Here is a 23003-nt window from a genome sequence, read left to right as displayed (position 1 = left end):
CGCTGCGAGGAACGCGCAAGGCGCGCGTTCCGAAATTGCTCGAAAATTATCACAGGGCCGTGGCCTTGTCTAACGGTTCTCGCCGGAAACAGGGCCCAGCGGGTTTTTGGCCTCCGCCTCGACGAAAACGCGTTTGACGTTGGGAAAGGCCGCCTTGATCTGGCGGTCGAGCTGCGCGACCACGCTCTCCACGTCGCAGGAACTCTCCCTGTCCGCGAAATCCACGGAAAGCGTGACGACCACATATTCCGGTCCCATGTGCAGGGTGGCGAGTTCGTTTATTACGTCGATTTCCGGGCGTTCCAGGACCATCTTGCGGATGGCCGCGACGACTTCGGGGTGGGCGCCCTCGCCCAGGAGCAGGCCGTGCGTCTCGTAGGCCAGCCAGGAGGCCGTGCCCGCGAGAATGCAGCCGATGACGATGGAGGCCGCGCCGTCGAACCGGGGATCGCCCGTGATCTGCGTCAGGAGCACGCCCGCAAAGGCCGCGACCAGGCCGAGCATGGCGGCGCTGTCCTCGAAGAGCACCACGAACAGGGAGGGGTTCTTGCTGCGCGCCACGGCCCGCAGCCAGCCCCGCTTGCCCTTGGTGCGCCGGAACTCGCGCAGGGCCAGGGTCAAGGCCGCGCCTTCGAAGAGCATGGAAATGGCGAGAACCGCGTAGTTCAGAAGCGGGTTTTCCGGCAGCTCCGGGCGGCGCAGGTGCACGATGCCTTCGTAGATGGACACGCCCGCGCCCAGGCCGAAGATGAGGATGGCGACCACGAAGCTGTAGAAGTAGATTTCCTTGCCTCGGCCGAACGGGAAACGCTCGTCCGCGGGCAGGGCGGCCCGGCGCATGCCGTGGAGCAGCAGGATCTGGTTGCCCGTGTCCACGGTGGAGTGCACGCCCTCGGACAGCATGGCCGAGCTGCCCGTGAAGGCGGCGGCAACGAATTTGGTGGCCGCGATGGCCAGATTGCCGAGCATGGCCGCGATGATGACTTTCTTGGAACCGGAAGCCAAGGCTCTCTCCTTGCGTGTTGGGATGGCGCGGGGCAAGTGCTCAATATGGACCAGGATTGCGCGCAGGGCAAGCCGGAGTCCGGGGAAAAGGGAAGAGCGCCGAAAAGGACTTCGGCAGAAGGCGGCGCGCGGCGCAGGAGGAGCGGGAAGGCTCAGATGGCGGGATCGAGGAGCATGTTGTCGCGGTGGACGGCTTCCTCGTAGGGGCAGGCTCCCAGTTCCGCCTGGATTTCGGTGCTCTTGCGGCCCATGATGCGCCGCAATTCGTCCGAGGCGTAGTTGCAGAGGCCCACGCCGAGCACGCGGCCGGCCTGGGTGCGGATGCCGGCCAGGGCGCCCTGGGGAAACTCGCCTTCGACGGCCACGATGCCCGCGGGCAAAAGGCTCCGGCCCAGCTCGCAGAGCGCGCGGGCCGCGCCGTCGTCCACGACGATGGTTCCGGCGGGCTTGTCGTGGTAGGCCAGCCAGAATTTCTTGCTGGAAACGCAGCGGTCGCAGGGCAGGACCAGCGTGCCGCCGGGCGCGCCGTCCAAGGCCGCGCAGAGCGAGAACCCCTTGCGCCCCGAAAGGATCAGGGTGGGCGCGCCGAGCTGGGCCGCGCGCCGGGCCGCGAGCAGCTTGGAATACATGCCGCCGGAACCCACGGCGGTCTTGCCGTCGCACATGGCCGGGATGTCCAGGGCCGAAATGTCTTCGATGACGTCGAGATGCCGGGCGTCCGGATTCTGGTCCGGATTCTTGTCGAAGACGCCGTCCGCCGAGGTCAGGTTGATGAACAGGTCCGCGCCCACGAGCCCCACGGTCAGGCTGGCCAGGGTGTCGTTGTCGCCGAATTGCAATTCCTTGACCGAGACCGTGTCGTTCTCGTTGATGATCGGCACGGCGCCCCAGTCGAGCAGGCGTTCCAGGGTGTTGCGCGCGTTCAGGAAGCGTTCGCGCTGGCGCAGCCCCTCGCGGGTCAGGAGCACCTGCGCGGCCACGATGCCCAGCTCGGAAAGGGCGCGGTCGTATTCGTGCATCAGCGTGCCCTGGCCGATGGCCGAGGCGGCCTGGCGGCCGGGCAGATCCGAAAGATGGGCCGCGTCGGGCTGCATAAACTGGATGCGGCGGCGTCCGGCGGCAACGGCTCCGGAAGTGACCAGCAGGACCTGCATGTCCCGCTGGCGCAGGGCCGAAATCTCGCGCACGAGATGACGGATCATGTTCAGGTCGAGGCCGTCTTCCATGGTCAGGACGGCGGACCCGACCTTGACGACCACCCGGCGGGCGGATGCAAGCAGGCTGCGGCGATCGGATGCGTTCATGGGCTGGGAACTACTCGTTTTCCCGCGTCTCGTCCAGCGTCTCGTCCCGGTCTTCAAGCTCTTCCCCGTCCTCGCAGCCGCAGGCGTCTTCCCCGAAATCGCATTCCTCGCGGGCGCGAGAGACGGTTGCGGATTCGAAGCCCGCGCCGTGGTCGAAATTTGCGGCTTCGCGGGCCGCGTCTTCGGCGGCGCGTTCGGCGGCCTCGGCCTCGTTGAGCGCGTTCAGGCGGGACCAGAGCAGGTCCACGAATTCCTCCAGGCCGTCGCCGCGCCGGGCCGAGAGGAAGTGCAGCTCCAACCCGGATTCCTTGGCGAGGCTTTTGAGCTGGTCGAGCTGCTCGTCGTCCAGGAGATCGATCTTGTTCAGCACCCGGATCTGTTCCTTTTGGGCCAGTTCCGGATTGTAGCGGGCCAGTTCCTCGTCGAGCATGGCGAAGCCGGAGAAGGGATCGCTCTCGTCGCCGTGGGCCACGTCCTCGCAGCTGAGGATGTGCACGAGGAAGCGGGTGCGCTCCACGTGCTTGAGAAAGGTGTGGCCGAGTCCCTGGCCTTCGCTCGCGCCCTCGATGAGGCCGGGGATGTCCGCGATGACCATGCGCCTGCCGATTTCGTCCTCGATGACGCCGAGGTTGGGCACCAGCGTGGTGAAGGGGTAGGCCGCGATCTTGGGCCGGGCCGCGGACACGGCCGAGATGAAGGTGGATTTGCCCGCGTTGGGCAGGCCGAGCAGACCCACGTCCGCGAGAATCTTCAGCTCCAGGCGCACGTGGCGTTCCTCTCCGGGAAAGCCTGGCTCGCAGCGGCGGGGGGCGCGGTTGGTGGCGGTCTTGAAGTGCAGGTTGCCTCGTCCGCCGTCGCCGCCCTTGCAGATGAGCACTTCCTGTCCGTCCCGCACCAGGTCGGCGATGAGCCGTTCGCGGACGCTTCCGTCCTCGTCCTCCACGGTTTCGAAAACGAGCGTGCCCACGGGCAGGTCGATGACCAGGGGATCGGCGGCCTTGCCGTAGCGGTCGCGGCCCATGCCGGGCTGGCCGTTGCGGGCTTCGTAGAGCCGCTTGATCCGGAAGTCGTAGAGGGTCACGAGCCGGTCGGAGGCGCGGAAGATCACGTCGCCCCCCCGGCCGCCGTCGCCGCCGTTGGGGCCGCCCTTGGGAACGCAGCGCTCGCGGCGGAACGAGGCGCAGCCGTTCCCGCCCTTGCCGGATCGCACGGTTATGCTTGCTTCGTCGACGAATCGCATCTGTTCCTTCCTGCCCGGCGTTCTCGCCGGAGTTTACCGAGAGGTACAACAAAAAAAAGGGCAGGAGAAGCTCCTGCCCTGAAATCGCGCTTTAGCCGATCGCGGCTAGGCTTCGGCCGGGACCACGTGCACGCGGGTCTTGACCTTCTTGTGCCGGGTGTACTTTTCGAATTTGACGACGCCGTCGGTGAGGGCGAACAGGGTGAAGTCCTTGCCCATGCCGACGTTCTTGCCGGGGTGAACCTTGGTGCCGAGCTGGCGCACGAGGATGTTGCCCGCGAGAACCTGCTGGCCGCCGAAGCGCTTAACGCCCCGCCGTTGGCCTTGGGAATCGCGACCGTTCCTGGAGCTGCCGCCTGCTTTTTTATGAGCCATGACGTTCTCCTTGCGGCACTAGGCCGAAATGCTTTTCACTTTCAGGCGCGTGAAGTCCTGGCGGTGGCCCTGCTTTTTGCGGGCGTCCTTCTTGGAAAGCTTGTGGAAGACCACGATTTTCTTACCGCGGCCATGCGTGACGACTTCACAGTCGACCTTCGCGCCCTCAACGTAGGGAGCGCCGATCTTGGTGGCGTCGCCGTCGCCCACCAGCAGAACCTTATCGATGGAAACAGTGGAACCGGCCTCGGCCTTGAGAAGTTCCACGTCCATTTCGAGGCCTTCTTCCACGCGGAACTGTTTTCCGCCGGTCTCGATGATTGCAAACATAATGGTGTTACCTCCGTCTCGCAAGGAGGGCAACCTATCCGCAAGGGTGCGGTAAAGTCAAGCCCCGCGAGCGAGTTTTTTATCGCTGCTCGAAAAAATCACGCTTTTCACGCTCTGGCGCCTGGGCTGCGCGGATCGCGGCCCGCGAATTTCGCTGGGCGGCTCCAGGCCAGGACCGCTTATGCCCTGGCAAGCACGAGTACGTCAACTGCTTTGGCGCCTGCTTCGAGCAGAGATTTCGCGCATTCGCGCAGGGTGGAGCCCGTGGTGCAGACATCGTCCACCAGCAGCGCCCGCTTGCCGCCCACCAGGGCCGCGTCCGCCTCGAACGCGCCGTGCAGGTTGGTCAGCCGTTCGCTGCCGGAAAGGGTCGATTGGGGCCGGGTGTCGCGCAGCCGTTGCAGCGCGGCCGGCTCCAGCGGCGCGCCGGCGCGCGCGGCCACGGCCGAGGCCAGCTCCAGGCTCTGGTTGAAGCCGCGCCAGAGCAGTCGTTTCCCGTGCAGGGGCACGGGCGCGACCAGGTCGGGCCTGCGCGGGGGCGGCGCGAATTCCGAAGGCTGGTTCACGGCCCGCTCCCAGGCCGAGGCGGCCATGCTCCGCAGCAGGGCGGAATGCTCCAGCCCGGCGTTGTACTTGAAGGCGATGATCAGCCCGCGCAGCGGGTCGTCGTAGCGCGCGTGGAAAATGAAGCGCCCCCAGGGCGGCGGCGCGGCGCGGCAATCCCCGCAGAGCGCGGGCTCGTAGCTCTCCAGGCCGAACATGGCTCCGCAGCCGGGGCAGAAGCCGCCCTCCCGGGGAGCCAGGGCGGCCGCGCAGCCGGGACAAAGCCCGTCGGCCCTGTCCGCGGGGGCGGGCACGCCGCAGGCCGGGCAGCGGACCTGGAGAATCCCGGTCCGCCGCCCGAACGAGCGGAGCAGTCGGCTGAGCGCTCCGGGCATGGCGCCGCGATCAGCCCGCGTGGTTTTTCCAGGCGTCGCGGCCGAGGCTGCGAATCTGCTCGGCGGCTTCAGGATGGCGCTCCATGTCCGCGATCTTGTCGAATCCCCGGAATTCCAGCGGAGGCTGAAGCTCCAGATTGAAGCTGTCCAGGAAGTATTTCATGGTCAAGCGGGAGCCCTCGAAGAGCTTTTCGCCCTCGGTGCGTCCCGCGAAGAGCGCGAGATAGGCCGGGCGCTTCGGGCGGCCCGCCACTTCGGGATCGTTCTTCATCTTGCGGGCGTAGACCCATTGGCTGCGGTCGATGAGGGTCTTCAGCCGGGAGGGCAGATGGTAGAAGTAGATCGGCGCGGCGAAAAAGACGAAGGGAGCCGCGAGCATGGTTTCGAAGAGATCCAGGGCGTAGTCCTTGCCCTGGAGCGCGCAGGGGCTGGCCTGGTCCTTTTCGCAGATGCGGCAGGCGCGGCAGGGCTTGAAGTCCATCTTGCGGATGTAGATGCTTTCGGCGTCGCCGCCCGCCTCGCGGACCCCTTCGAGAAAGAGGTTCACGGCGTTGTTGCTGTTGCCCTGGGCGCGGTGGCTGCATTGAAACAGAAGGGGATTGCTCATGTCCGTATGCTCCTTGCTGATCGAATCAGATCGTTTGTTTCCGGCTCAGGAGAACGCGCAGATGGCCGTTCTCGCGGAACGTCTCAAAAGTCCATTCCGGCACGATGTAGAGGGCGTGCTCGATCTGGGCGAGCTGCGCCTCGTCGATGAGCGCCTCGATGGCCCCATCCCTGGTGAAGCGGAGATACCAGCCTATCTCCATGCCCACGCCTCAGCATTTGCCGCGCAGGTCCAGGCGGTGCTTCACGTTCATGGCTGAAACCCCGCGAAAAAGGGATTGTGGTGCTTCTCGTCGCCCACGCTGGTGTCCGGTCCGTGGCCGGGGTGGATCACGGTCTCTCCCGGCAGGGTGAATATCTCGCTGCGGACCGATTGGCTCAGGGTTTCGCTGCTTCCGCCGGGGAAATCCGTCCGCCCCACGGAGCGGTAGAAGAGCAGGTCGCCCACGAAGGCGTGCCCCTGCGAGGGGAAATAAAAGGTCAGGCTGCCGGGCGTGTGGCCCGGCGTGGCCAGGACACGGCACTCCAGGCCCAGGAATTCATGCTTGCCGGGCTTGAGGTCGGCGTAGGCGAACTCGTCCACCAGGGGCAGGCCGAACAGCCCGCCGCGCCCGACTTCAGTCTGCATCAGGAAGTCATCCGTTGCGGATGCCAGCACGGGCGCGCCCGTGGCCTCGGCCAGGGCCTTGCAACCATATATATGGTCACAGTGCAGGTGCGTGACCAGAATATGCGTCGGTTCGAGCTTCTCGGCCCGGAGGATTTTCAGAACGGCGGACGGCTCCCCGCCCGGATCGATGACCACGGCCTTGCCCGCCTCGGAGCAGACGAAGCAGTTCGTTTCAAGGGGGCCGAGGTTCAGTGCAGTCACTTTCATGAAGCGAAGCCCTCCAGGACGATTTCGGAAAGGGGCAGGCGCTCGGAGCTGCCCTTCTGGGCGGGGCGGCCCAGGGCGAGGACGGCCTGAAGCTCGTAGACCTCGCTGTCCAGGCCCAGAACCTGGAGCACCTCGGATTCCTGGTTGATGATCTCGCCGAGCCAGACCGCGCCCAGGCCCAGGGCATGGGCCGCGAGCAGCATGTTTTGTGCGCTGGCCCCGGCGGCCTGGTGGTCCTTGCGGGCGTTGTAGAGCTTGTCCTTGCGCAGCAGCAGGGCGATCATGACGTCGCAGGTGCGCACGATGTGAGCGTATTTGGTATGTGCGGTCAGTCCCTCCCGGCGCGGGTCGTCCGGCGGGAGCACCAGGAAGCGACAGGGCTGGTTGTTCAGCCCGCTCGGAGCCCAGCGGCCCGCCTCGAGCACGGTCAGGATTTCCTCTTTGGAGAGATGTTCGCCGCTGTAGCGGCGGATGGAGCGCCGTTCGCGGATGGCGGCCAGAACGGGATCGGCCTCTGGATTCATCGGTTCGGACATGGGATTCTCCTCTTTTCGCAGGGGGTACGTTAGCCCAAGGCCCGCCGTGCGGCAAGGCCGGGATGCGTAAGGGGGCGTATTTCGACGCATTGGGGCCGCAGCCGAAGCGTCCGGATGCCGCAGGACGCTTTGGATCGGTCCGGCTCCATGATCGGGGGCGATGCTTTGAAACCGCCTGAAATACTGGTATGCTGAAAACATGACCCGTTCCCCGCTCCTTTTTCCGCGCGCGTTTCCGGCGCGTTCCGTTGAGCGTTTGGCCGCAGCGTTCTGCTGCGCGCTGGCCGTGCTTGCGCTCCTGGCCATTCCGGCGCGGGCGGCGCAAGCGGGAAGCGCGGCTTCCGGCGGGCCGACAGTGGTCCTGCGCGGCGCGGACGGCTCGCCGCTGCTGACCCTGCATCCCGTCGGGGAGCTGCGTTTCGACGGTGCGGCCCTGCGGGGGACGCTGGCCCTGGAGCCGACGCTTTTGGATTCCCCCTGGATCCGGGGGCTGCTCGCGGGCGAGGCCGAGGCCCGCGTGGACGGGGAGCGCATCGTTTTCGAGCGCGTGCGGCTGCGCATGGACAAGGCCCGACTGCACGCCCAGGAAGGAGCCGCCGGGAGCGGCGCGCCAAAAGACGCGGAAACGGACATCCTGCTGACCGGGAACGGGGTCTGGATCGCCTCGGCAGGCGAGCTTCGCCTCGACCGGCTTCGGGTCGAGCTGTCCGGCGGGCTGGTGCTGGAAGGGGGCCTGCGCTGGTCCGACTCCGGCGGGCTGGATGCGGATTTTTCCCTGGACGCCTCGGACGGGAGCCGGTTCGCTGCGCTCCTGGCGCGGATATTTCCCGAAACGCTGAAGGGCTTGCGGCTGCGCGGCGCGCTGCGTCTGGGACTGGGCTTCGCCATGGGCGGCGCGGGCCGCGCTCCGGACGACCTGCACCTGACCCTGGACGTGAAGCGGTCCCTGGGCATTGAGCTTTCCGGAACAACGGTATCCGTGCCCGGCCTGCGCGCCGAAGCGGACCTGCATCCCGGCACGGGCGGGCAGTGGGACGCAGCGGGCCGGGTGGACGTGCGCGGAACGCTCGCGCCGGGCGGCGTGGAGCTGCGCTCGCCGAGCATGGAATTCGAGGCGGGCATGTCCGGCGGCGCGTATCATCTCCGGCGGCTGCGCGTCTCCAGCGCGGACGGGCTGGCTCTGGCCGGGCGCAGGCTGCCGCTGGGCTCCGCGACCCTCTCCGGCACGCTTTCGCCGTTGCCGCAGGACGGATGGAGCATCGACGAGCTGCGCCTGCAAGTGCCGGGAGGAACGTTCACGGCCACGGGCGCTGTGGACGGCAACGGCACGGCGCACTGCGATTTCCGGGGACCGGGCCTGGACCTGGCGCGTCTCGGGCCGAGCCTGGCTATCCTGGCCGGGCTGGCGGACTGGACCGCCGAAGGGCGGCTGGATGTTTCCGGCAGCCTGGACATGGACGCCGAGAACGTGACCAGCGACGTGCGCCTGCGTCTGCGCGGGCTGAACTACATGTCCCCGGACGCCCTGCACATGGGCCAGGGCCTGGGGGGCGATCTGCGCCTGCGCTCGCGGCTGAGCCTGAAGACCCTGCGCCGCTGGGTCAACGCGGACCTGCGCCTGGACAAGGGCGAAGCCCTTTTCGGAGCCACGTACCTCAATCTCGCGGACTCGCCCCTGCGCTTCACGGCCAACGCCAACCAGATCGGCGCGGACCGCTTCAAGGATCTCAAGGCCGTGGTGGATTGGTCCGGATTCGGCCACTTGCGGGCCGAGGGCGACCTCTGGGCCCACGGCCCCTTCACGGACTGGCGCTACCGGGGCGAGGCCGAATCCGACGGCCTGGACCTCGGCGCGCTCTTCCAGACCTTCGTGGCCGCTCCCCAGGGCCTGACGCGCTGGCAGGGACCGGATGCGGGCCTGGGCGGCAGAGGCGGCTTTTCCCTCGCGGTGAACGCGGACGGCACCACGGCGGACCTGCGCGGACGGCTGCGCCTGGAGGATGCCTCGCTGCGCAGCGCCGAAGGCCAGGTGGACCTGCGCGGAGCCTACCTGGACCTGCCCCTGACCTACCGCCTCAAAGGCCCGGCCGCGCCGCCCGCTCGGAGCGCCCTGCGCGACGAGCAGCTCGGCGCCTTGCGCATCGCGCGCATGCGGACGCCTTGGTCCGAGCGGGAAAATTTCGCGGTGCGCATGGCCCTGGTCCCGAACCGCTTTTACCTTCTCGACCCCATCCGCATCCCGCTTTTCGGCGGGCGCATCCGGCTCGAAGACCTCTTCTGCGATGCGCCGCTCTCCCGCGACTTCGAGCTGTCCCTGACCGCCGCCTTCAAGGACATCGACCTCTCGCAGTGGTCGCGCGAGGCGGTTCCGCTCGAGGGAGTGCTGCACGGCGACCTGGGCCGGATCACGGCCACCCGCAAGCGCGTCGCCATACCGGGGTCCGTGGAGGGCGACTTTTTCGGCGGCGCGGTCCATGCGGACGGATTTTTCATGGACTGGCCCCTGGAGGCCCGGCGACAGTTCGGGGCGAGCGCTCTGGTGCGCGGGCTCGACCTGGAGCGGCTTTCCGGCGCGCTGGGCATCGGCCGGGTCACAGGACTGATCGACCTGGACCTGCGCGGCCTGCTCTTCGCCTTTGGCCAGCCCGCGCGGTTCACGCTCTCCGCGACGACGTCCGAGAACGACGATTTCGAGAAGAGCGTCAGCCTGCGCGCGGTCAACTCCCTGTCCGTCATCGGCACGGGCTCCGGCATAGGCGACGTGGGCGTGGGGCTCTTCGCTTCCTTTTTCGAGGAGTTTTCCTATTCGCGCATCGGCTTCCAATGCATCCTGAACAATGATAGATTCCAGGTGCGCGGGCTGATCCGCGAGGGTGGCGTGGAATACCTGATCAAGAAGCCGTTCTTGACGGGAATCAACGTTGTCAACGGCAACCCTGAGAACTACATCAGCTTTTCGGACATGCTGGAACGCATCCAGCGGGTGGTCAAGGGCTCGGCAACGAGCGGGCCGCCGTCCGGCACGCCATAGGAGGCGCACATGAAACGACTGTTCAAGGTTCAGGCCGCTCTGGTCATGCTTCTGGTCACGGCCTGCGTGACCGTGAACATCTATTTCCCCGCTGCGGAGATCAAGAAGGACGCCGAGGACGTGGTCAAGAGCGTCTACGGCATCGAAGGCCAGCAAAAGCCCGGAACCGAGGCTCCCAAGGAAGGCTCCTGGCTGAACCTTGTCGGCCCCAGGGAGGCTTTCGCCCAGGACTACAAGTCCCTTTCCAACTCGGTGACGCGGGGCATCGGCGAGCAGCTCAAGCAGCTCTATCCCCAGCTCAAGCCCTACCTCGCCTCCGGCAACATGGGCCTGGACGAGGACGGGTTCGCGGTCTTGCGCGACAAGAGCGGGCTGAACATGCAGCAGGTCGGCGAGATCAACCGCCTCGCGGCTCAGGACCGTTCCCTGAAGATGCAGCTCTACCAGGAAAAGGCCAAGGCGGCCCAGACTCCGGACAAGGTCGGAGACGTTCAGGCCATCTACGCCGATGTCTGGAAGGGCTTTGCCGAACCGGGCACCTGGATACAGGACGGCGGCGGCTGGAAGCAGAAGTAGCCCGCGACGGGGCGAAGAGGAAATCATCAGGGCGTGGGCTTCGGCTCGCGCCTTTTTTCGTGCCCCGGCGTCCGGGCTAGACCCGGAAGATCAGGCCCACGAGCAGAAGAACGCCGCCGAAGGCCGCCACTGTCGGCGAGTAGGCCGCCCCCAGGGTGATGAAGTCGCCGAATCCGACCCGCGCCAGGGCGATGAAGGATTCATACGCGGAGTGGTCGTAGATCTGGGGCGTGGTCGAGACGATTTCATGCAGGAAGAACCAGAGATACAGGCCCCCCGCGCCGAGGAAGCCTCCGATCACCGCCAGGATGGGCACCCGCTCCGAGGCGGGCGCGCTCAGCCGCTGGGCGAGCGGGACGGTGCCGAGCGGGGGGCGCAGCAAGAGGATGCCCAGTCCGAGGGCTCTGGCCAGCAGGCAGATGCTGACCTTGTCCGTGAGTTCCACGAGGTAGGACGTGCTGATGACGGCTTCCCAGACGTCCTTGCCCGAACGGATCAGCAGCTGGGAGATGACGCCCTCGCCGGAGGTCAGCGCGCCGTCCGCGAGCAGGCGGATGGGCACGGAAACCAGGGTGGCCGCTGCGGCCAGGATGCCGCCCGCCATGAGCGTGGTCGCCCAGTGGCGGAAGAGTCCCATGCGCATGCACCAGCCCGCGCAAAGCCCGACGATGGCGCCGGACGGCGCCCAGTAGATCATGCCGGGCCGCCAGAGTTCCCAGACCGCGGAGGTCAGCGCTCCGCAGGCAGCGCCCGCCAGAGGACCGCAGACCACCGCGAGCAGCGTGGTTCCGAGAGCGTCCAGGTAGAGCGGCAGGGAGTAGTGAAGGGCCAGTTCGCCCAGCGAGAGATTGATCGCCAGGCAGGAGAGCAGCAATATGCCCAGAAAAAGGTAGTGCTTGCGGGCAGATGAAATGTGTGCGCAGCCGAAGGTCACATTCTTATCCAGGCTATGGGGACAGGCTTCCCAATGAAGATAGAATATGGAGTAGCCAAAGTAAAGAAGTGCGGCGTGTTGTTGCATTAATGCAACAGTGTGGAGCGTTCCCGAAGCACCTTAGCGCGGCGTGATGTATCCCAGGCGGACCATGCGCTCGGCGTCCCCGAAGCGGGCCATGGCCGTGGTCATCTTTCGAAAACCGAAGCGCTCGTAGAAGGCTTCCTTGCCGGGAACGGCGTAGAGCAGGACGTTAGCCCCCTTGATCCTTGCCAGCAGGTGGTTCAGCAGCGCCTTCCCATGGCCCTGGCTCTGATATGCAGGCAGGAGGCAGATGTCGTAGAGCACGGCCTGAAACACGCCGTCGTCCAAAGCGCGGCCCATGCCCACGAGGCGAGTCTCGTCCTTTGCGAAGACCACGGCCTGGGAATTTTCGAACGCCAGGCGAAGCGGAGCGGGATCGCGCCGGGCCAGGGTGCAGGAGATCAGACCTGCCGCTTCTTCCCAATCGACATCGGCCAAATCGGAGGAGAACTGGATCGGCATATGGACACACCTAGGCCAGGAAGTGCTTGATGCCCGTGAAGACGAGCTGCGCGGAAAGCGCCGCGAGGATCAGGCCGGTGAGCTTCATGAGGATGGAGAGTCCCATGGAGCCGAGCAGCCGCTCCAGGTGGCGCGAGCCGAGCAGGATCAGGCCCATGCCCAGGGCCGCGCAGAGCAGGGCGACGGCCCCGGTGTAGCGTTCCGGGCCGGAAAGCTCGGAGCCGAGGACCATGAGCGTGCCGATGGTGGCCGGGCCGACGATGATGGGCACGGCCAGGGGCACCACAGCGATGTCGTCGCCGGGTTCGGGCTCTTCGGGCGCGGCCTTGCCCTTGACCAGGGAGATGGCCGAAAGAAAGAGCAGCGCGCCCGCGCCGATGCGGAAGGCGTCCAGGGTGATGCCCAGGGTTTCGAAGATGGCCGGGCCGAAAAAGAAGATCACGAGGCTCACGACCATGACCGCGCCCGTGGCCCGCATGGCCGTGCTGCGCCGCTTGGGCGCGTCCAGGCCCTTGGTCATGGACATGAAGGCCGAGAGCCCGAAGAAGGGCGTCAGCAGAAAGAAGATCTTGATGAAGACCGAAATGAACAGCGACACGTTCACGGCGTCAGTCCAACAGCTCGTCGAGTTCCATGGCCTTGTAGAACTCCCGCTCCTTTTCGTCGCCCGCCGCGATGGGCAGCTTTCCCTCCACCTTGCGGGCGAGGTAGTCGTGCATGGTGTGTCCCAGCCCGAAGCCCTTGTAGGAGGCGTAGATGCAGAGGTCCAGCAGCGCCGGGCCGTGGTCCGTTTCCGCCACGCGGGCAAGGCCGATGAGCTTGTCCATGTCGAAGGCGAAGCAGACGGCCTGCGCGGCGTCAAAGGCGGATTGCAGTCCGGCCGCGTCCCTGCCGGTGAACTCGGCGGCGCGGTAGATTTCGGCGGCTTTTTCCCAGTCGATGTTCACGGTGTCGAATTTGAGGGTCAGGTGCATGCGTTCTCCTGTGATGTAGAGGGCGACGCACTGCGTCGCCAGAGTCGTGTCGCCCGGAGGAATGTCACATAGATGAGATGAAAAATCGAGTCCAGGCGGATTATTTCTCGCTCAGAGCAGTTTTCCGGCCAGGGCCTCGCCGCGTTCGCCGCCGCCGGCCATGCGCGAAAGCTCGGCGCGCACGGCCTCGCCGCGCAGCCGTTCGCAGCGGGTGAAGGTCTCGCCGCCCTGCACGTCCTTGGCGATGAGGAAATGGCGCACGGCCAGGGCCGCGAGCTGGGGCCAGTGGGTGATCAGCAGCACCTGCTGGCGTTCGGCCAGGGAGCGCAGCTTGTCGCCGAGGCTGTTCAGGGTCAGCCCGCCCACGCCCGCGTCCACTTCGTCGAAGAGCAGGGAGGGCAGGTCGTCGCCGCGTCCGGTGCGTATGCTGACCAGCGCGAGCAGAAAGCGCGACAGCTCGCCGCCCGAGGCGATGCGGTCCAGGGGCTGGGGAGCCTGGCCCGGGTTGGGGATCCACATCAGCCGTCCGCGCATCTCGATGAGTCCCGGATAGGGCTCGTGGGGCGAGAATTCCATGTCCACGCGGGCGTGCTCGGAAAAGCCCAGTCCGTGCAGCTCCTCCTCCACGCGGGCGCAGAAGTCTCCGGCCGCGGCCTTGCGCGCCTGGTTGAGCCTGTCGAGAATGCCTCCGAGCCGCGCCGAGGCCTCGGCTTCCAGCTTTTCCAGGCGTTTTCTGTCCAGGGCGCAGGCGTCCAGAAAGGAGAGGTTTTCGGCGATCTCGTCCTTGAGCCGGAGGATGTCTTCCAGGGATCGGTTCAGCTTGCGCTTCAGCCGCGAAATGGCGAAAAGCCGCGACTCCACGCTGTTCAGGTCGCCTTCTTCCACGGCCTCGGCCGGATTGCGGCGCAGGCGCGCGTCCAGGTCGCCCACACGGTGGCGGAACTCGTTGACCGCGTCGCGGTCTTCGGAAAAATCAGGGTACATGCGGGCAATCTCGTCCATCTGGCGCGAGAGGGCCGAGAGCAGGTCGGAGAGGGCCACGTCCCCGTGCAGCAGGTCCAGGGCGCGGCTCAGGGATTCCGCGGCGATTTCCTGGTCCTTGAGGCGCTGCTTGAGCGCTTCCAGTTCCTCTTCCTCGCCGGGCTGCGGGTCGACCTTGTCGATCTCGGCGCGCTGGAACTCCAGCAGTTCGCGCTGGCTGGCCAGCCCCTCGGCGCGCAGCTCCAGCTCCCGGCGCGATTCCAGCACCTCGTCCAGCGCCTTCGCGGCCTCGTCGCGCTCGGCGAGCAGGCCGGAATCCGGCAGAAAGTCGTCCACGATGCGCATCTGGTAGGCCGGGGAGAGCAGCTTCTGCTGGCCGTGCTGGCTGGTGTGCACGATGAGCCGGGGGCGAAGGTCGCGGATGGTCTCCTGGGAGCCGAGCCTGTCGTTGACGTAGATTCGGCTGCGTCCCGTTTCCGCCGAGAGTTCGCGCCGGATGAGGGCCTCGCCCTCCGGGAGCACGAAGAGCGCCTCGACCACGGCCTTTTCCTTGCCGGGCCGGACCATGTCGCGGCTCATGCGCTCCCCGGTGAGAAAATCCAGGGCGCGGAGGATGAAGGACTTGCCCGCTCCGGTTTCGCCGGTAAGCACGTTCAGGCCGGAGGAGAACTCCAGCTCGGCGTCCTCGATGAGGGCGAGGTCATGTATGCGTAACAGTTCCAGCATGGTCGGGACTTCTCCGGCGGTGTTCGGTTCAGCGAGTTGTATCCCAACTGGGGCGTGCTGCCAAGCGAACCGGACGGCCGCCCGCGAAAACGAAAATGCGGCGGGGTGCCCGCTCCCGGCTGGCGCGGAAGGTGCGTGTCTGTTAGGGAATGTTGAAACGAATACAACAGGGGAAGGGGAATGTTCAAAAATTTAGGTATTCGCAACAAGATACTATTGCCGACCTGCGCAGTGGTGGCAGTGGGGATGCTCGCCACGAGTCTGCTGCTTGCCTCCTGGATGGGGCGCTCCGCAGAAAACGATGCGAGGGATCTCGCCCGGCAGATTGCGGAACGCCACGCTACGGAAGTATTGGATTTCATAAATCCGATCATGGATCAGGCCCGTGCGCTGGCCGCCGTGTATGAAGGCTCGATCCAGGGCGAGGCGGGCGTGAGCCGGGAGCAGTTCAGCCACATTCTGTATCGCATGGTGGAGCGCGAACCGTCCTTTCTCGGCGTCTGGGCCGCCTTCGAGCCCAACGCGCTCGACGGAAGGGACGCGGAATACGGGAATTTCAACAAGGCGCACGACGCCAGCGGAAGATACAAGCCCTACTATTTCCGCACGGCGTCCGGCATCGATTCGCAGCCGTGTTCCGATCCGGAATCGGCCAAATGGTACACCGTGCCGCGCGACACCAAAAAGGACTACCTGACCGCGCCGTATTCCTTCGAGGCGGGCGGAAAGACCGTGCTCGGCATCGACTCCTGCATCCCCGTGATCGTGAAGGGCCGCTTTTTCGGCGCGGTGGGCATCGACTACAACGTGACCGCCTTCATGGACATGGCCGCCGGAATCAAGCCCTTCGGCACGGGCCGGGCCTACATCGTGGCGGACGACGACACCTTCGTGGGCCACCCGGACAAGGCCATGATGGCCAAGCCCATGAAGGACGCTTTCGGCGCCCAGGCCGCAGCCATTCACGACGCCATTGCCGCGGGCAAGGAGGTCGTCTTCGATTTCGAGACGGACGGCGCGCTGTGGTACCGCATCTTCGTGCCCATCGACGTGACCGGAAACGGGCAGTATTGGGGCCTGGGCGTGGACATCCCCATGGACGTGGTCCTGGCGGACTCCCAGGCCATGCTCTACCGGGCCGTGGGCATCAGCCTCGGCGTGGTGCTGCTGCTCTGCGCCATGATCTGGTTCCTGGCGCGTTCCATCGCCGAACCCATCCGCCGGGCCGCCGCCCTGGCCGAGATGGTCCGCCAGGGCGACCTGTCCGACCGGCTCGAATACGAGTCCAGGGATGAGATAGGGGTCTTGGCCCGGTCCCTGAACCACATGGCCGACGGGCTGGAACGCAAGGCCGGGCTGGCCCAGGCCATCGCCTCCAACGACATGACCGCCGAGGTCGAAATCGCCTCGGAAAAGGACGTGCTCGGCAAGGCCCTGCGCCAGATGTCGCGCAATCTGAACCGCGTGCTCGGATCCGTGCTCCAGAGCGCCCTGGAAGTGGACTCCGGCGCGGGCCAGGTTTCCGCGGCCAGCGAGGCCCTTTCCCAGGGAGCGACCGAGCAGGCCGCCTCCCTGGAGGAGATCACCAGCTCCCTGACCCAGGTTTCCTCCCAGACCCGCGAGAACGCGGAAAACGCCTCCCGCGCGAGCAAGAACGCGGACGCCGTGCGCGAGCGCGCCAGCAAGGGATACGAGGAACTGGAGCGCATGGTCGCGGCCATGCAGGAGGTCAGCGACTCTTCCCAGGCCATCGCCAAGATCATCAAGGTCATCGACGAGATCGCCTTCCAGACCAACCTCCTGGCCCTGAACGCCGCCGTGGAGGCGGCCCGCGCAGGGCAGCACGGCAAGGGCTTCGCCGTGGTCGCGGAGGAGGTCCGCAATCTGGCCTCGCGCAGCGCCAAGGCCGCCCGCGAAACCGCGCAGCTCATCGAAGGTTCGGGCGACAAGGTCCGGCGCACCAGCGAGATGGTGGGACAGACCGCCGAAGGCATGCAGGCCGTGGTCGCGGACGTGGCCGAGGTGGCCACCCTGGTGGACGCCATCGCCACGGCCTCTTCCGAGCAGTCCCAGGCGCTCATGGAAGTGACCCAGGGCTTGCAGCAGGTGGACACCGTGACCCAGCGCAACACGGCCAACGCGGAGCAGACCTCCTCGGCCGCGCAGGAGCTTTCCAGCCAGGCCGGGCTGCTCCGTTCGCTGCTCGCCAACTTCCGCCTGCGGGAAGGAGCCGGACGCGGCGAGCCGGTACGGCAGGAAAGGGAAAGGGATTCCCGCGCTGCCGAGCCTTCGCGGCTGCGCGTGCAGCGCAGGCCCCCGCAGCAGCTGCCCCAGGGGAACACCCCCGCCCAGAAGCGCAAGCCGTCCGCGCCCAAGCCCGGCAGCTCCACCCCGCAGGACGCCTGGGGCGCGAAGCCGGAACAGGAAGGCCCCAAGCCCGGACCCCAAGGCAGCGCCAAGGGTCGTGGGCAAAATGATCCGGAAATCGTGATCCATCTGGACGACGACGAGTTCGGCCGCTACTAGGCCCGGACCCGCATGAACGACAGCGGCCCGTCTTCCCCACCCCGGAAGGCGGGCCGCTTGCTTGCTCCGGGCTGGGTTTTCTGGAAGAGTCCGGCAGCCGGAGAGGCGGAACGTGGAACGCAACAGGGAGGAACGGCATGAGCGCAACGGTGATCTGGTCCCACGGCAAGGACGCGAGCCCCTGGGGGGCCAAGAGCCGCCGCATGGCGGAAATGGCCCGTCAGTTGGGCGTGGATTTCGAGATCGTGGACTACCAGGATCTGAACGACATGGCCGACGCCCCGGAACAGCGGGTGCGGCGGCTGCTGGACTGCTGCGCCCGGATCCCCGGACCGCTGGTCCTGGCCGGATCGAGCATGGGGGCCTACGTCAGCCTGTGCGCCGCGGCCGAGGTTCGCCCGCTGGGCGTCTTTGCCCTGGCTCCGGCGGTCTATCTGCCGGGCTACGCGCGCCAGGAGTTCGCGGACACGGGCTGCCCGCTGGAGGTGGTCCACGGCTGGCAGGACGAGGTGGTTCCCGCTCGCAACGCCTTGCGGCTGGCCGAAATCACCCGCTGCACCCTGCACATGGTCCCGGACGGGCACAGGCTGTCCGCGAGCGTGGAGCGCGTCGCGTTCTGGTTCATGATGTTCGTGGAGGGGCTGCTGGCCCGCACGGAGCAGTGCGAGAGGCCAGAGGGGCTGGAACTCTTCGCGCCGTCGAATCAAGGCCCCTGCGGCTGCGGGAGCTGCGGTTCCTGATTCAGGGCCTTTTCCTGCCGCGCCTCTGCGGCGGCGACGTTCCCTCTAGAAAACCCGGTTGATCTTGCCCAGGCAGGCCGCGAGGCAGGCGGCCTCCTCCGGGCTGAGGTCCGCGATGATCTCGCGGGTCAGGTCCGCGTGCAGCTTGTCGTGTTCCTGAAAGCGCTCCTGCCCGGCTCCGGTCAGCTCCACGAGGATGGAGCGGCGGTCCTGGTCGTTGGGCCTGCGGCGCAGCAGGCCGCGCTGCTCCAGCTTGTCCGCGACCACGGTCAGCGTTCCCGTGGTCACGCCCATGCGTTCGGCCAGTTCCTTCATGCGCAGGGCCTGGTGCGCGCCGAGAATCTCGATGACGTGCATCTGCGTGGGGGTCAGGCCGGTGCCGCGCACCACTCCGTGTTCCCAGGACGAGAGCTTCTCGTAGAACTCTACGATGAGCTGGGCCAGATTGTCCGATTCCTTCCGCGTCATTTCCGCCTCTTGTCTTTGTCGCCTCAAATGCCCTGATACAACGTATAGAGTCCGAAGGCCACGGTCATCAGGCCGATGCCGCGCATGATCCATTCCTCGAAGCGATGGTCGTCCAGCCGCCGCGCCCAGCTCGCGGCCCGGAAAAGCGCCCAGATCACCGCACCCACGGCCAGGGCCGTGGTCAGGGCATAGGCCGCGAAAACCGCCACGCTGCGCCAGACGCTTCCGGAATTGAGCGCGTAGGAATACATGATCGCCACCGTGGGGCAGGGCACGATCATGTTCACGAAGCCGAAGGCGAACAGGCCGGGCACTGCGGCCTTGCGCAGCTTGGAAGGACCGGGGGAACCGGCGCAGTCGCAGGAGTCGTGCACGCGGCAGCGGTCCTGCTCGTGTTCGTGGTTATGGGCTTGCCCGTGGCCGTGGCCGTGGTCATGCCCGTGTTCGTGGCCGTGTTCGTGGCCGTGTTCGTGGCTGTGCAGCAGGTGGGGCCGCACGGCCAGAACCAGTCCGAGCAGAATGATGGCTGCGGCGGCGACGATGTCCAGCCAGTAGCTGAACGAGGGCGGGAAGAGCGTGGAAACCGCGCCGAGGGTAAGGCCCAGCAGCAGGCAGGCCAGGGCCGTGCCGCCCAGAAAAGCCCCGGTCAGGGCCAGGACGCGGGAGGCGCGGCGTTCGCCGGAAACGAACGGGGCCAAGGCCAGCCAGGAATGGCCGCAGGGGTTGACGCCGTGCACGAGGCCGAGAAGCAGGGAGGATTGCAGGGCCACGAGAAAAACGTGTTCTTGGGGCATGGACACTCCGTTAGCTTGATTTTCAAGATTTCCTATCGCTGGATAGTTTGAAGGTAAAGCTAAAATTTCGGGCGCGAAGTTTTGACGAAAAATCAAGTCTCGACAATGTGTTGTCGTGTCGGGCGTGTCGGGGAGGAAGGTATCGGGGAAGGATATTCGGGGGAAGGATGTTCGGGAAACCGAGGAATTTTTTGGAAACGGGGGCGGCGAGGGGAAGAATTTTCGAATGAGAGCCCGCAGCCGAGCCGCAGCCGAGCCGCAGCCGAGCCGAAGTCCTCCGGCGCGGGCGCTGCGGCGCGCGGGCGGTGCGAGCCGCTACTGTTTCAATCTTGGGTCGAGCAGGTCGCGCAGGCCCTCGCCGAGCAGGTTGTAGCCGAGCACGGTGACGAGAATGGCGAGGCCGGGGAAGATGGAGAGCCAGGAGGCCACGCCGAGCACTTCCTTGCCTTCCGTGAGCATGTTGCCCCAGGACGGGTCCGGCGGCTGCACGCCCAGGCCCAGGAAGGAGAGCGAGGACTCCACGAGGATGGCCCCGGCCACGCCGAGGGTGGCGGAGACGAGCACCGGGGCCAGCGCATTGGGCAGGATATGCTTGAAGATGATCCGGCCCGGCCCGGCCCCGGCCACGCGCGCCGCGAGCACGAAGTCCCGCTCGCGCAGGGTCAGGGTTTCGGCCCGCACCAGGCGGGCCACGCCCATCCAGGAGGTCAGGCCGATGACGATCATGATGTTCAAAAGGCTCGGCTGCAGGAAGGCGATCACGGCCAGGATCAGGAAGAAGCTGGGGAAGCAGAGCATCACGTCCACGATGCGCATGATGATCTCGTCCGCGAGCTTGCCGAAGTAGCCCGCCATGAGGCCGAGCACGAGGCCGATGGCCGTTGACAGGCCCACGGCCACGAACCCGACCCAGAGCGAGACGCGGCCGCCCCAGAGCATGCGCGAGAAAATGTCGCGGCCCAGGGCGTCCGTGCCGAAGAGGTGCTGCGGGCCGGGCGGCAGAAGAATGGCGTTCACGTCGATGGCGTTCGGCGGGTAGGGCGCGATCCAGGGCGCGAGCAGCGCGGCCAGGGAAACCGAACCCACGATGAGCACTCCCATCAGGAGCAGGGTCTGGCGCGAGAGGAAACCGCGCCGTTTCAGCTCGCGGCTCATGCGTCCCTCCCGGCCAGCCGCACGCGCGGGTCGGCCAGTCCGTAGCCCACGTCCGCCAGCAGGTTGCCCGCCAGGGTCAGCACCGCGCCGAGCACAAGCGAGCCCATGATCAGCGGATAGTCGCGGGCCATGACCGCCTGGTAGAAGAGCTGGCCCAGGCCGGGCAGGGCGAAGATGGATTCGATGATCACGCTGCCGCCGATGAGCCCCGGCACGGAAAGGCCGAGAATGGTGATCACGGGCATGAGCGCGTTGCGCATGGCGTGCTTGAAGATGACCGTGCGCGTGGGCAGGCCCTTGGCGCGGGCGGTCATGATGTAGTCCTGGCGCAGCACCTCCAGCATGCTCGTGCGCATGAACCGGGACATGCCCGCCAGGGAACCGAAGGTGTAGATGAAGATGGGCAGGGCCAGATGCCTGGCCAGATCCCACATCTGCCCGAAAAAGCCCATGCGCGGGAAGTCCAGGCTGGTCAGGCCGGAAATGGGCAGGATGTTCCACCAGATGCCGAAAGCCTGCATCAGCAGCAGCGCGAGCCAGAAGCCGGGCATGGCGAAGCCGATGAACACGAGCACGGTCATGCTCTTGTCGAAGGCGCCGCCCCGCCGCCAGGCGGAGAGCACGCCGATGGGCACGGAAATGAACAGGGTCAGCACCAGGGAGGCCACGTTCATGCCGAAGGTCAGGGGCAGGCGCTCCTTGATTTTCTGCCAGACCGGCTGGTGGTCGCCGGACAGGGACTGGCCGAAGTCGAAGGTCACGAGCCTGCCGACCCAGGCCGCGTATTGCTCGTGGATGGGCTTGTCCAGGCCGTAGAGCGCGGCCAGGCGCTGCTGAGCCTCCGGGGTCACGGTCGGGTTGAGCTGCGTTTCCAGGTCCGTGGGCGAGCCCGGAGCCAGATGAATGACCCAGAAGCTGATGACCGTGATGCCGAAAAAGACCACGGCCACCCAGAGAAGTTTGATGAGGATGCGCTTGAGTATGGACATGGGCCTCTTTGAGGTTTGTACGTCCTGTTCATACGCAAAGCGCGGCCCGCTGGCAATCGCCGGGTTGGCGTCCCGCCGGGGGCAGGCCCGCTCCGGCGCGAAAAAAGCCCCCGCCGGATTGTTCCGGCAGGGGCGTTCGTCGTTGTTTGGCCGCAGCGGCTACAGCACCGCCGCATACAGCGCGGCGATTTCTTCCTTGTCCGGCTTGCGCGGGTTGAAGTTGCAGCTGCCGTTGACGGCCGCGTCCGAGGCCAGGCGGTCGATGTCGGATTCCTTGACCCCGAATGCGGAAAGGCGGTTTTCCAGCCCGGTTTCCTCAAGGAGTTCCTCCACGGACAGCACCGCGGTGCGGGCCGCGTCGCGCAGGCTGAGATCGTCCACGTTTTCGCCCAGCGCCCTGGCGATGTCGCGGAAACGCTCAGGAGCGGCGCTGTGGTTGTAGTCCATGACCACGGGCAGGAGCATGGCGTTGGCCTGTCCGTGGGGAATGCCGAAGAGCGCGCCCAGGGGCCGGGACATGGCGTGCACCAGGGCCACGGAGGCGTTGCCGAAGGCGAGCCCGGCGTGCATCTGCCCGCGCAGCATGCCCTCGCGCGCCTGCATGTTCTCCGGGCCGTGCACGGCCTTGATCAGGTTTTCGCCGATGAGCCGGATGGCCTCCAGGGCGTGCACGTCGGTCATGGGCGTGGCGATCTTGGAAATGTATGCCTCGATGGCGTGGGTCAGGGCGTCCATGCCCGTGCCCGCGGTGACGTGGGCGGGCATGGACAGGGTCAGTTCCGGGTCGAGCAGGGCCACCTTGGGGATCAGGCCCGCGCCCTGGATGAGCATCTTGACCTTGCGGTCCGTGTCCGTGAGCACGGTGAAGCGGGTGATCTCCGAGCCGGTGCCGGCGGTGGTGGGCACGGCGATGATGGGCGTGCCGTCCTTTTCCGGCGACTTGAACTCGTAGTCCGTGACCTTGCCGCCGTTGGTCAGGAGCATGGCGATGCCCTTGGCCGCGTCCAGGGGGCTGCCGCCGCCCAGGGCCACGATCACGTCGCAGCCATTTTCGCGCGCCAGCTTTGCGCCCGCTTCAACGGTGTTTACGCTGGGGTCGCTCTCCACCTGGGCGTAAACGGTGGCGGCCACGCCCGCAGCCTTCAGCGAGGCCAGAACCGCGTCCAGGCTGCCCGTGCGCGCGGACGAACCCTTGCCCGTGACCACCAGGGCGCTTTTGCCGAAGCGGGCGGCCTCGGTTCCGGATTTGGAAACCGCGCCGCGGCCGAAGTGGATACGGGCCGGTGATTGGAACATGTATTCCTTCATTCTGATTCCCCTTTTTTGGAAAAGGTCGATCAGAACAGCCGGCA

General features: G+C 66.5%; 24 protein-coding genes. 4 read left to right on the top strand and 20 right to left on the bottom strand.

Translation table 11 applies throughout. From position 1 onward, the window contains the following. Nucleotides 1-69 precede the first annotated feature (69 nt). The 10 genes from G452_RS0100315 to G452_RS0100270 all read right to left on the bottom strand — a co-directional run bounded on the left by G452_RS0100315 (nt 70) and on the right by G452_RS0100270 (nt 7211). The gene (locus G452_RS0100315) at nt 70-1005 is read right to left on the bottom strand and encodes a cation diffusion facilitator family transporter (protein WP_022660268.1); all 936 of its coding nucleotides are present in this window, start codon (nt 1003-1005) and stop codon (nt 70-72) included. A 152-nt stretch (nt 1006-1157) separates the two neighbouring features. After that, nucleotides 1158-2309, bottom strand: a complete 1152-nt coding sequence (gene proB, locus G452_RS0100310; protein ID WP_022660267.1) for a glutamate 5-kinase — start codon at nt 2307-2309, stop codon at nt 1158-1160. A 10-nt stretch (nt 2310-2319) separates the two neighbouring features. Continuing rightward, entirely contained in the window at nt 2320-3549 is a 1230-nt protein-coding gene (gene obgE / locus G452_RS17395; protein ID WP_022660266.1) for a GTPase ObgE, read from the bottom strand. A 105-nt stretch (nt 3550-3654) separates the two neighbouring features. Next, nucleotides 3655-3924, bottom strand: coding sequence for a 50S ribosomal protein L27 (gene rpmA / locus G452_RS0100300; protein WP_022660265.1), 270 nt, complete (start codon nt 3922-3924; stop codon nt 3655-3657). Nucleotides 3925-3942: 18 nt separating this feature from the next. Beyond that, complete coding sequence (gene rplU / locus G452_RS0100295; RefSeq protein ID WP_022660264.1) at nt 3943-4254, bottom strand: 50S ribosomal protein L21; 312 nt, start codon at nt 4252-4254, stop codon at nt 3943-3945. Nucleotides 4255-4433: 179 nt separating this feature from the next. Continuing rightward, nucleotides 4434-5192 (bottom strand): ComF family protein, encoded by a 759-nt coding sequence (locus tag G452_RS0100290; RefSeq protein ID WP_022660263.1) that lies wholly within the window; start codon nt 5190-5192, stop codon nt 4434-4436. A gap of 10 nt (nt 5193-5202) precedes the next feature. Further along, complete coding sequence (locus G452_RS0100285; RefSeq protein ID WP_022660262.1) at nt 5203-5799, bottom strand: flavodoxin family protein; 597 nt, start codon at nt 5797-5799, stop codon at nt 5203-5205. A gap of 25 nt (nt 5800-5824) precedes the next feature. Continuing rightward, complete coding sequence (locus tag G452_RS21265) at nt 5825-6001, bottom strand: hypothetical protein (protein ID WP_022660261.1); 177 nt, start codon at nt 5999-6001, stop codon at nt 5825-5827. A 47-nt stretch (nt 6002-6048) separates the two neighbouring features. Next, a complete protein-coding gene (locus G452_RS0100275; RefSeq protein ID WP_022660260.1) occupies nt 6049-6675 on the bottom strand; it encodes an MBL fold metallo-hydrolase in 627 nt (208 codons plus the stop codon). Continuing rightward, nucleotides 6672-7211, bottom strand: coding sequence for a nitroreductase family protein (locus tag G452_RS0100270; RefSeq protein WP_022660259.1), 540 nt, complete (start codon nt 7209-7211; stop codon nt 6672-6674). Before G452_RS0100270 ends, G452_RS0100275 begins: the two co-directional genes overlap by 4 nt. 199 nt (nt 7212-7410) lie before the next feature. On the opposite strand from G452_RS0100270, the gene G452_RS0100265 reads away from it, so the two are divergent. Together G452_RS0100265 and G452_RS0100260 are read left to right on the top strand one after the other, a co-directional pair. Then, on the top strand, nt 7411-10242 hold the full coding sequence (locus G452_RS0100265) for a translocation/assembly module TamB domain-containing protein (protein WP_022660258.1): 2832 nt from the start codon (nt 7411-7413) through the stop codon (nt 10240-10242). 9 nt (nt 10243-10251) lie between these two features. Continuing rightward, on the top strand, nt 10252-10818 hold the full coding sequence (locus G452_RS0100260) for a DUF1318 domain-containing protein (protein ID WP_022660257.1): 567 nt from the start codon (nt 10252-10254) through the stop codon (nt 10816-10818). A 76-nt stretch (nt 10819-10894) separates the two neighbouring features. On the opposite strand, the gene G452_RS20275 is transcribed toward G452_RS0100260, so the two are convergent. The 5 genes from G452_RS20275 to G452_RS0100235 all read right to left on the bottom strand — a co-directional run bounded on the left by G452_RS20275 (nt 10895) and on the right by G452_RS0100235 (nt 14979). Beyond that, on the bottom strand, nt 10895-11752 hold the full coding sequence (locus tag G452_RS20275; protein WP_022660256.1) for a hypothetical protein: 858 nt from the start codon (nt 11750-11752) through the stop codon (nt 10895-10897). Between the two features lie 120 nt (nt 11753-11872). Beyond that, nucleotides 11873-12298 carry a GNAT family N-acetyltransferase gene (locus G452_RS0100250; RefSeq protein WP_022660255.1) on the bottom strand — a complete coding sequence of 142 codons (426 nt, stop codon included), beginning with the start codon at nt 12296-12298 and terminating at the stop codon, nt 11873-11875. Nucleotides 12299-12308: 10 nt separating this feature from the next. Then, nucleotides 12309-12902, bottom strand: a complete 594-nt coding sequence (locus tag G452_RS0100245; RefSeq protein WP_022660254.1) for a MarC family protein — start codon at nt 12900-12902, stop codon at nt 12309-12311. Between the two features lie 4 nt (nt 12903-12906). Next, the gene (locus tag G452_RS17385; protein WP_022660253.1) at nt 12907-13272 is read right to left on the bottom strand and encodes a hypothetical protein; all 366 of its coding nucleotides are present in this window, start codon (nt 13270-13272) and stop codon (nt 12907-12909) included. A gap of 111 nt (nt 13273-13383) precedes the next feature. After that, a complete protein-coding gene (locus G452_RS0100235) occupies nt 13384-14979 on the bottom strand; it encodes a DNA repair protein RecN (RefSeq protein ID WP_022660252.1) in 1596 nt (531 codons plus the stop codon). Between the two features lie 180 nt (nt 14980-15159). Between G452_RS0100235 and G452_RS17380 the strand changes: the two genes are divergently transcribed. Both G452_RS17380 and G452_RS17375 read left to right on the top strand, forming a co-directional pair. Further along, nucleotides 15160-17505 carry a methyl-accepting chemotaxis protein gene (locus G452_RS17380; protein WP_081650404.1) on the top strand — a complete coding sequence of 782 codons (2346 nt, stop codon included), beginning with the start codon at nt 15160-15162 and terminating at the stop codon, nt 17503-17505. Nucleotides 17506-17642: 137 nt separating this feature from the next. Next, the gene (locus tag G452_RS17375) at nt 17643-18245 is read left to right on the top strand and encodes an alpha/beta hydrolase (protein ID WP_022660250.1); all 603 of its coding nucleotides are present in this window, start codon (nt 17643-17645) and stop codon (nt 18243-18245) included. A 45-nt stretch (nt 18246-18290) separates the two neighbouring features. Here the strand turns inward: G452_RS17375 and G452_RS0100220 are convergent, their stop codons facing one another. The 5 genes from G452_RS0100220 to G452_RS0100200 all read right to left on the bottom strand — a co-directional run bounded on the left by G452_RS0100220 (nt 18291) and on the right by G452_RS0100200 (nt 22959). Then, on the bottom strand, nt 18291-18713 hold the full coding sequence (locus tag G452_RS0100220) for a MarR family winged helix-turn-helix transcriptional regulator (protein WP_022660249.1): 423 nt from the start codon (nt 18711-18713) through the stop codon (nt 18291-18293). Nucleotides 18714-18736: 23 nt separating this feature from the next. Next, nucleotides 18737-19507 (bottom strand): urease accessory protein UreH domain-containing protein, encoded by a 771-nt coding sequence (locus G452_RS0100215; protein ID WP_022660248.1) that lies wholly within the window; start codon nt 19505-19507, stop codon nt 18737-18739. Nucleotides 19508-19822: 315 nt separating this feature from the next. Beyond that, a complete protein-coding gene (locus G452_RS0100210) occupies nt 19823-20662 on the bottom strand; it encodes an ABC transporter permease (RefSeq protein WP_022660247.1) in 840 nt (279 codons plus the stop codon). Continuing rightward, nucleotides 20659-21651, bottom strand: a complete 993-nt coding sequence (locus tag G452_RS0100205) for an ABC transporter permease (protein ID WP_022660246.1) — start codon at nt 21649-21651, stop codon at nt 20659-20661. The genes G452_RS0100210 and G452_RS0100205 overlap by 4 nt, the downstream gene beginning before the upstream one ends. Nucleotides 21652-21810: 159 nt before the next feature. Further along, on the bottom strand, nt 21811-22959 hold the full coding sequence (locus tag G452_RS0100200) for an iron-containing alcohol dehydrogenase (RefSeq protein ID WP_022660245.1): 1149 nt from the start codon (nt 22957-22959) through the stop codon (nt 21811-21813). Between the last annotated feature and the right edge of the window lie 44 nt (nt 22960-23003).

It is taken from the genome of Paucidesulfovibrio longus DSM 6739 (genome assembly GCF_000420485.1).
Taxonomy (GTDB): Bacteria; Desulfobacterota; Desulfovibrionia; order Desulfovibrionales; family Desulfovibrionaceae; genus Paucidesulfovibrio; species Paucidesulfovibrio longus.
Note: the sequence above shows the minus strand (reverse complement) of the source record. Positions and strands in the feature narration are given on the sequence as shown.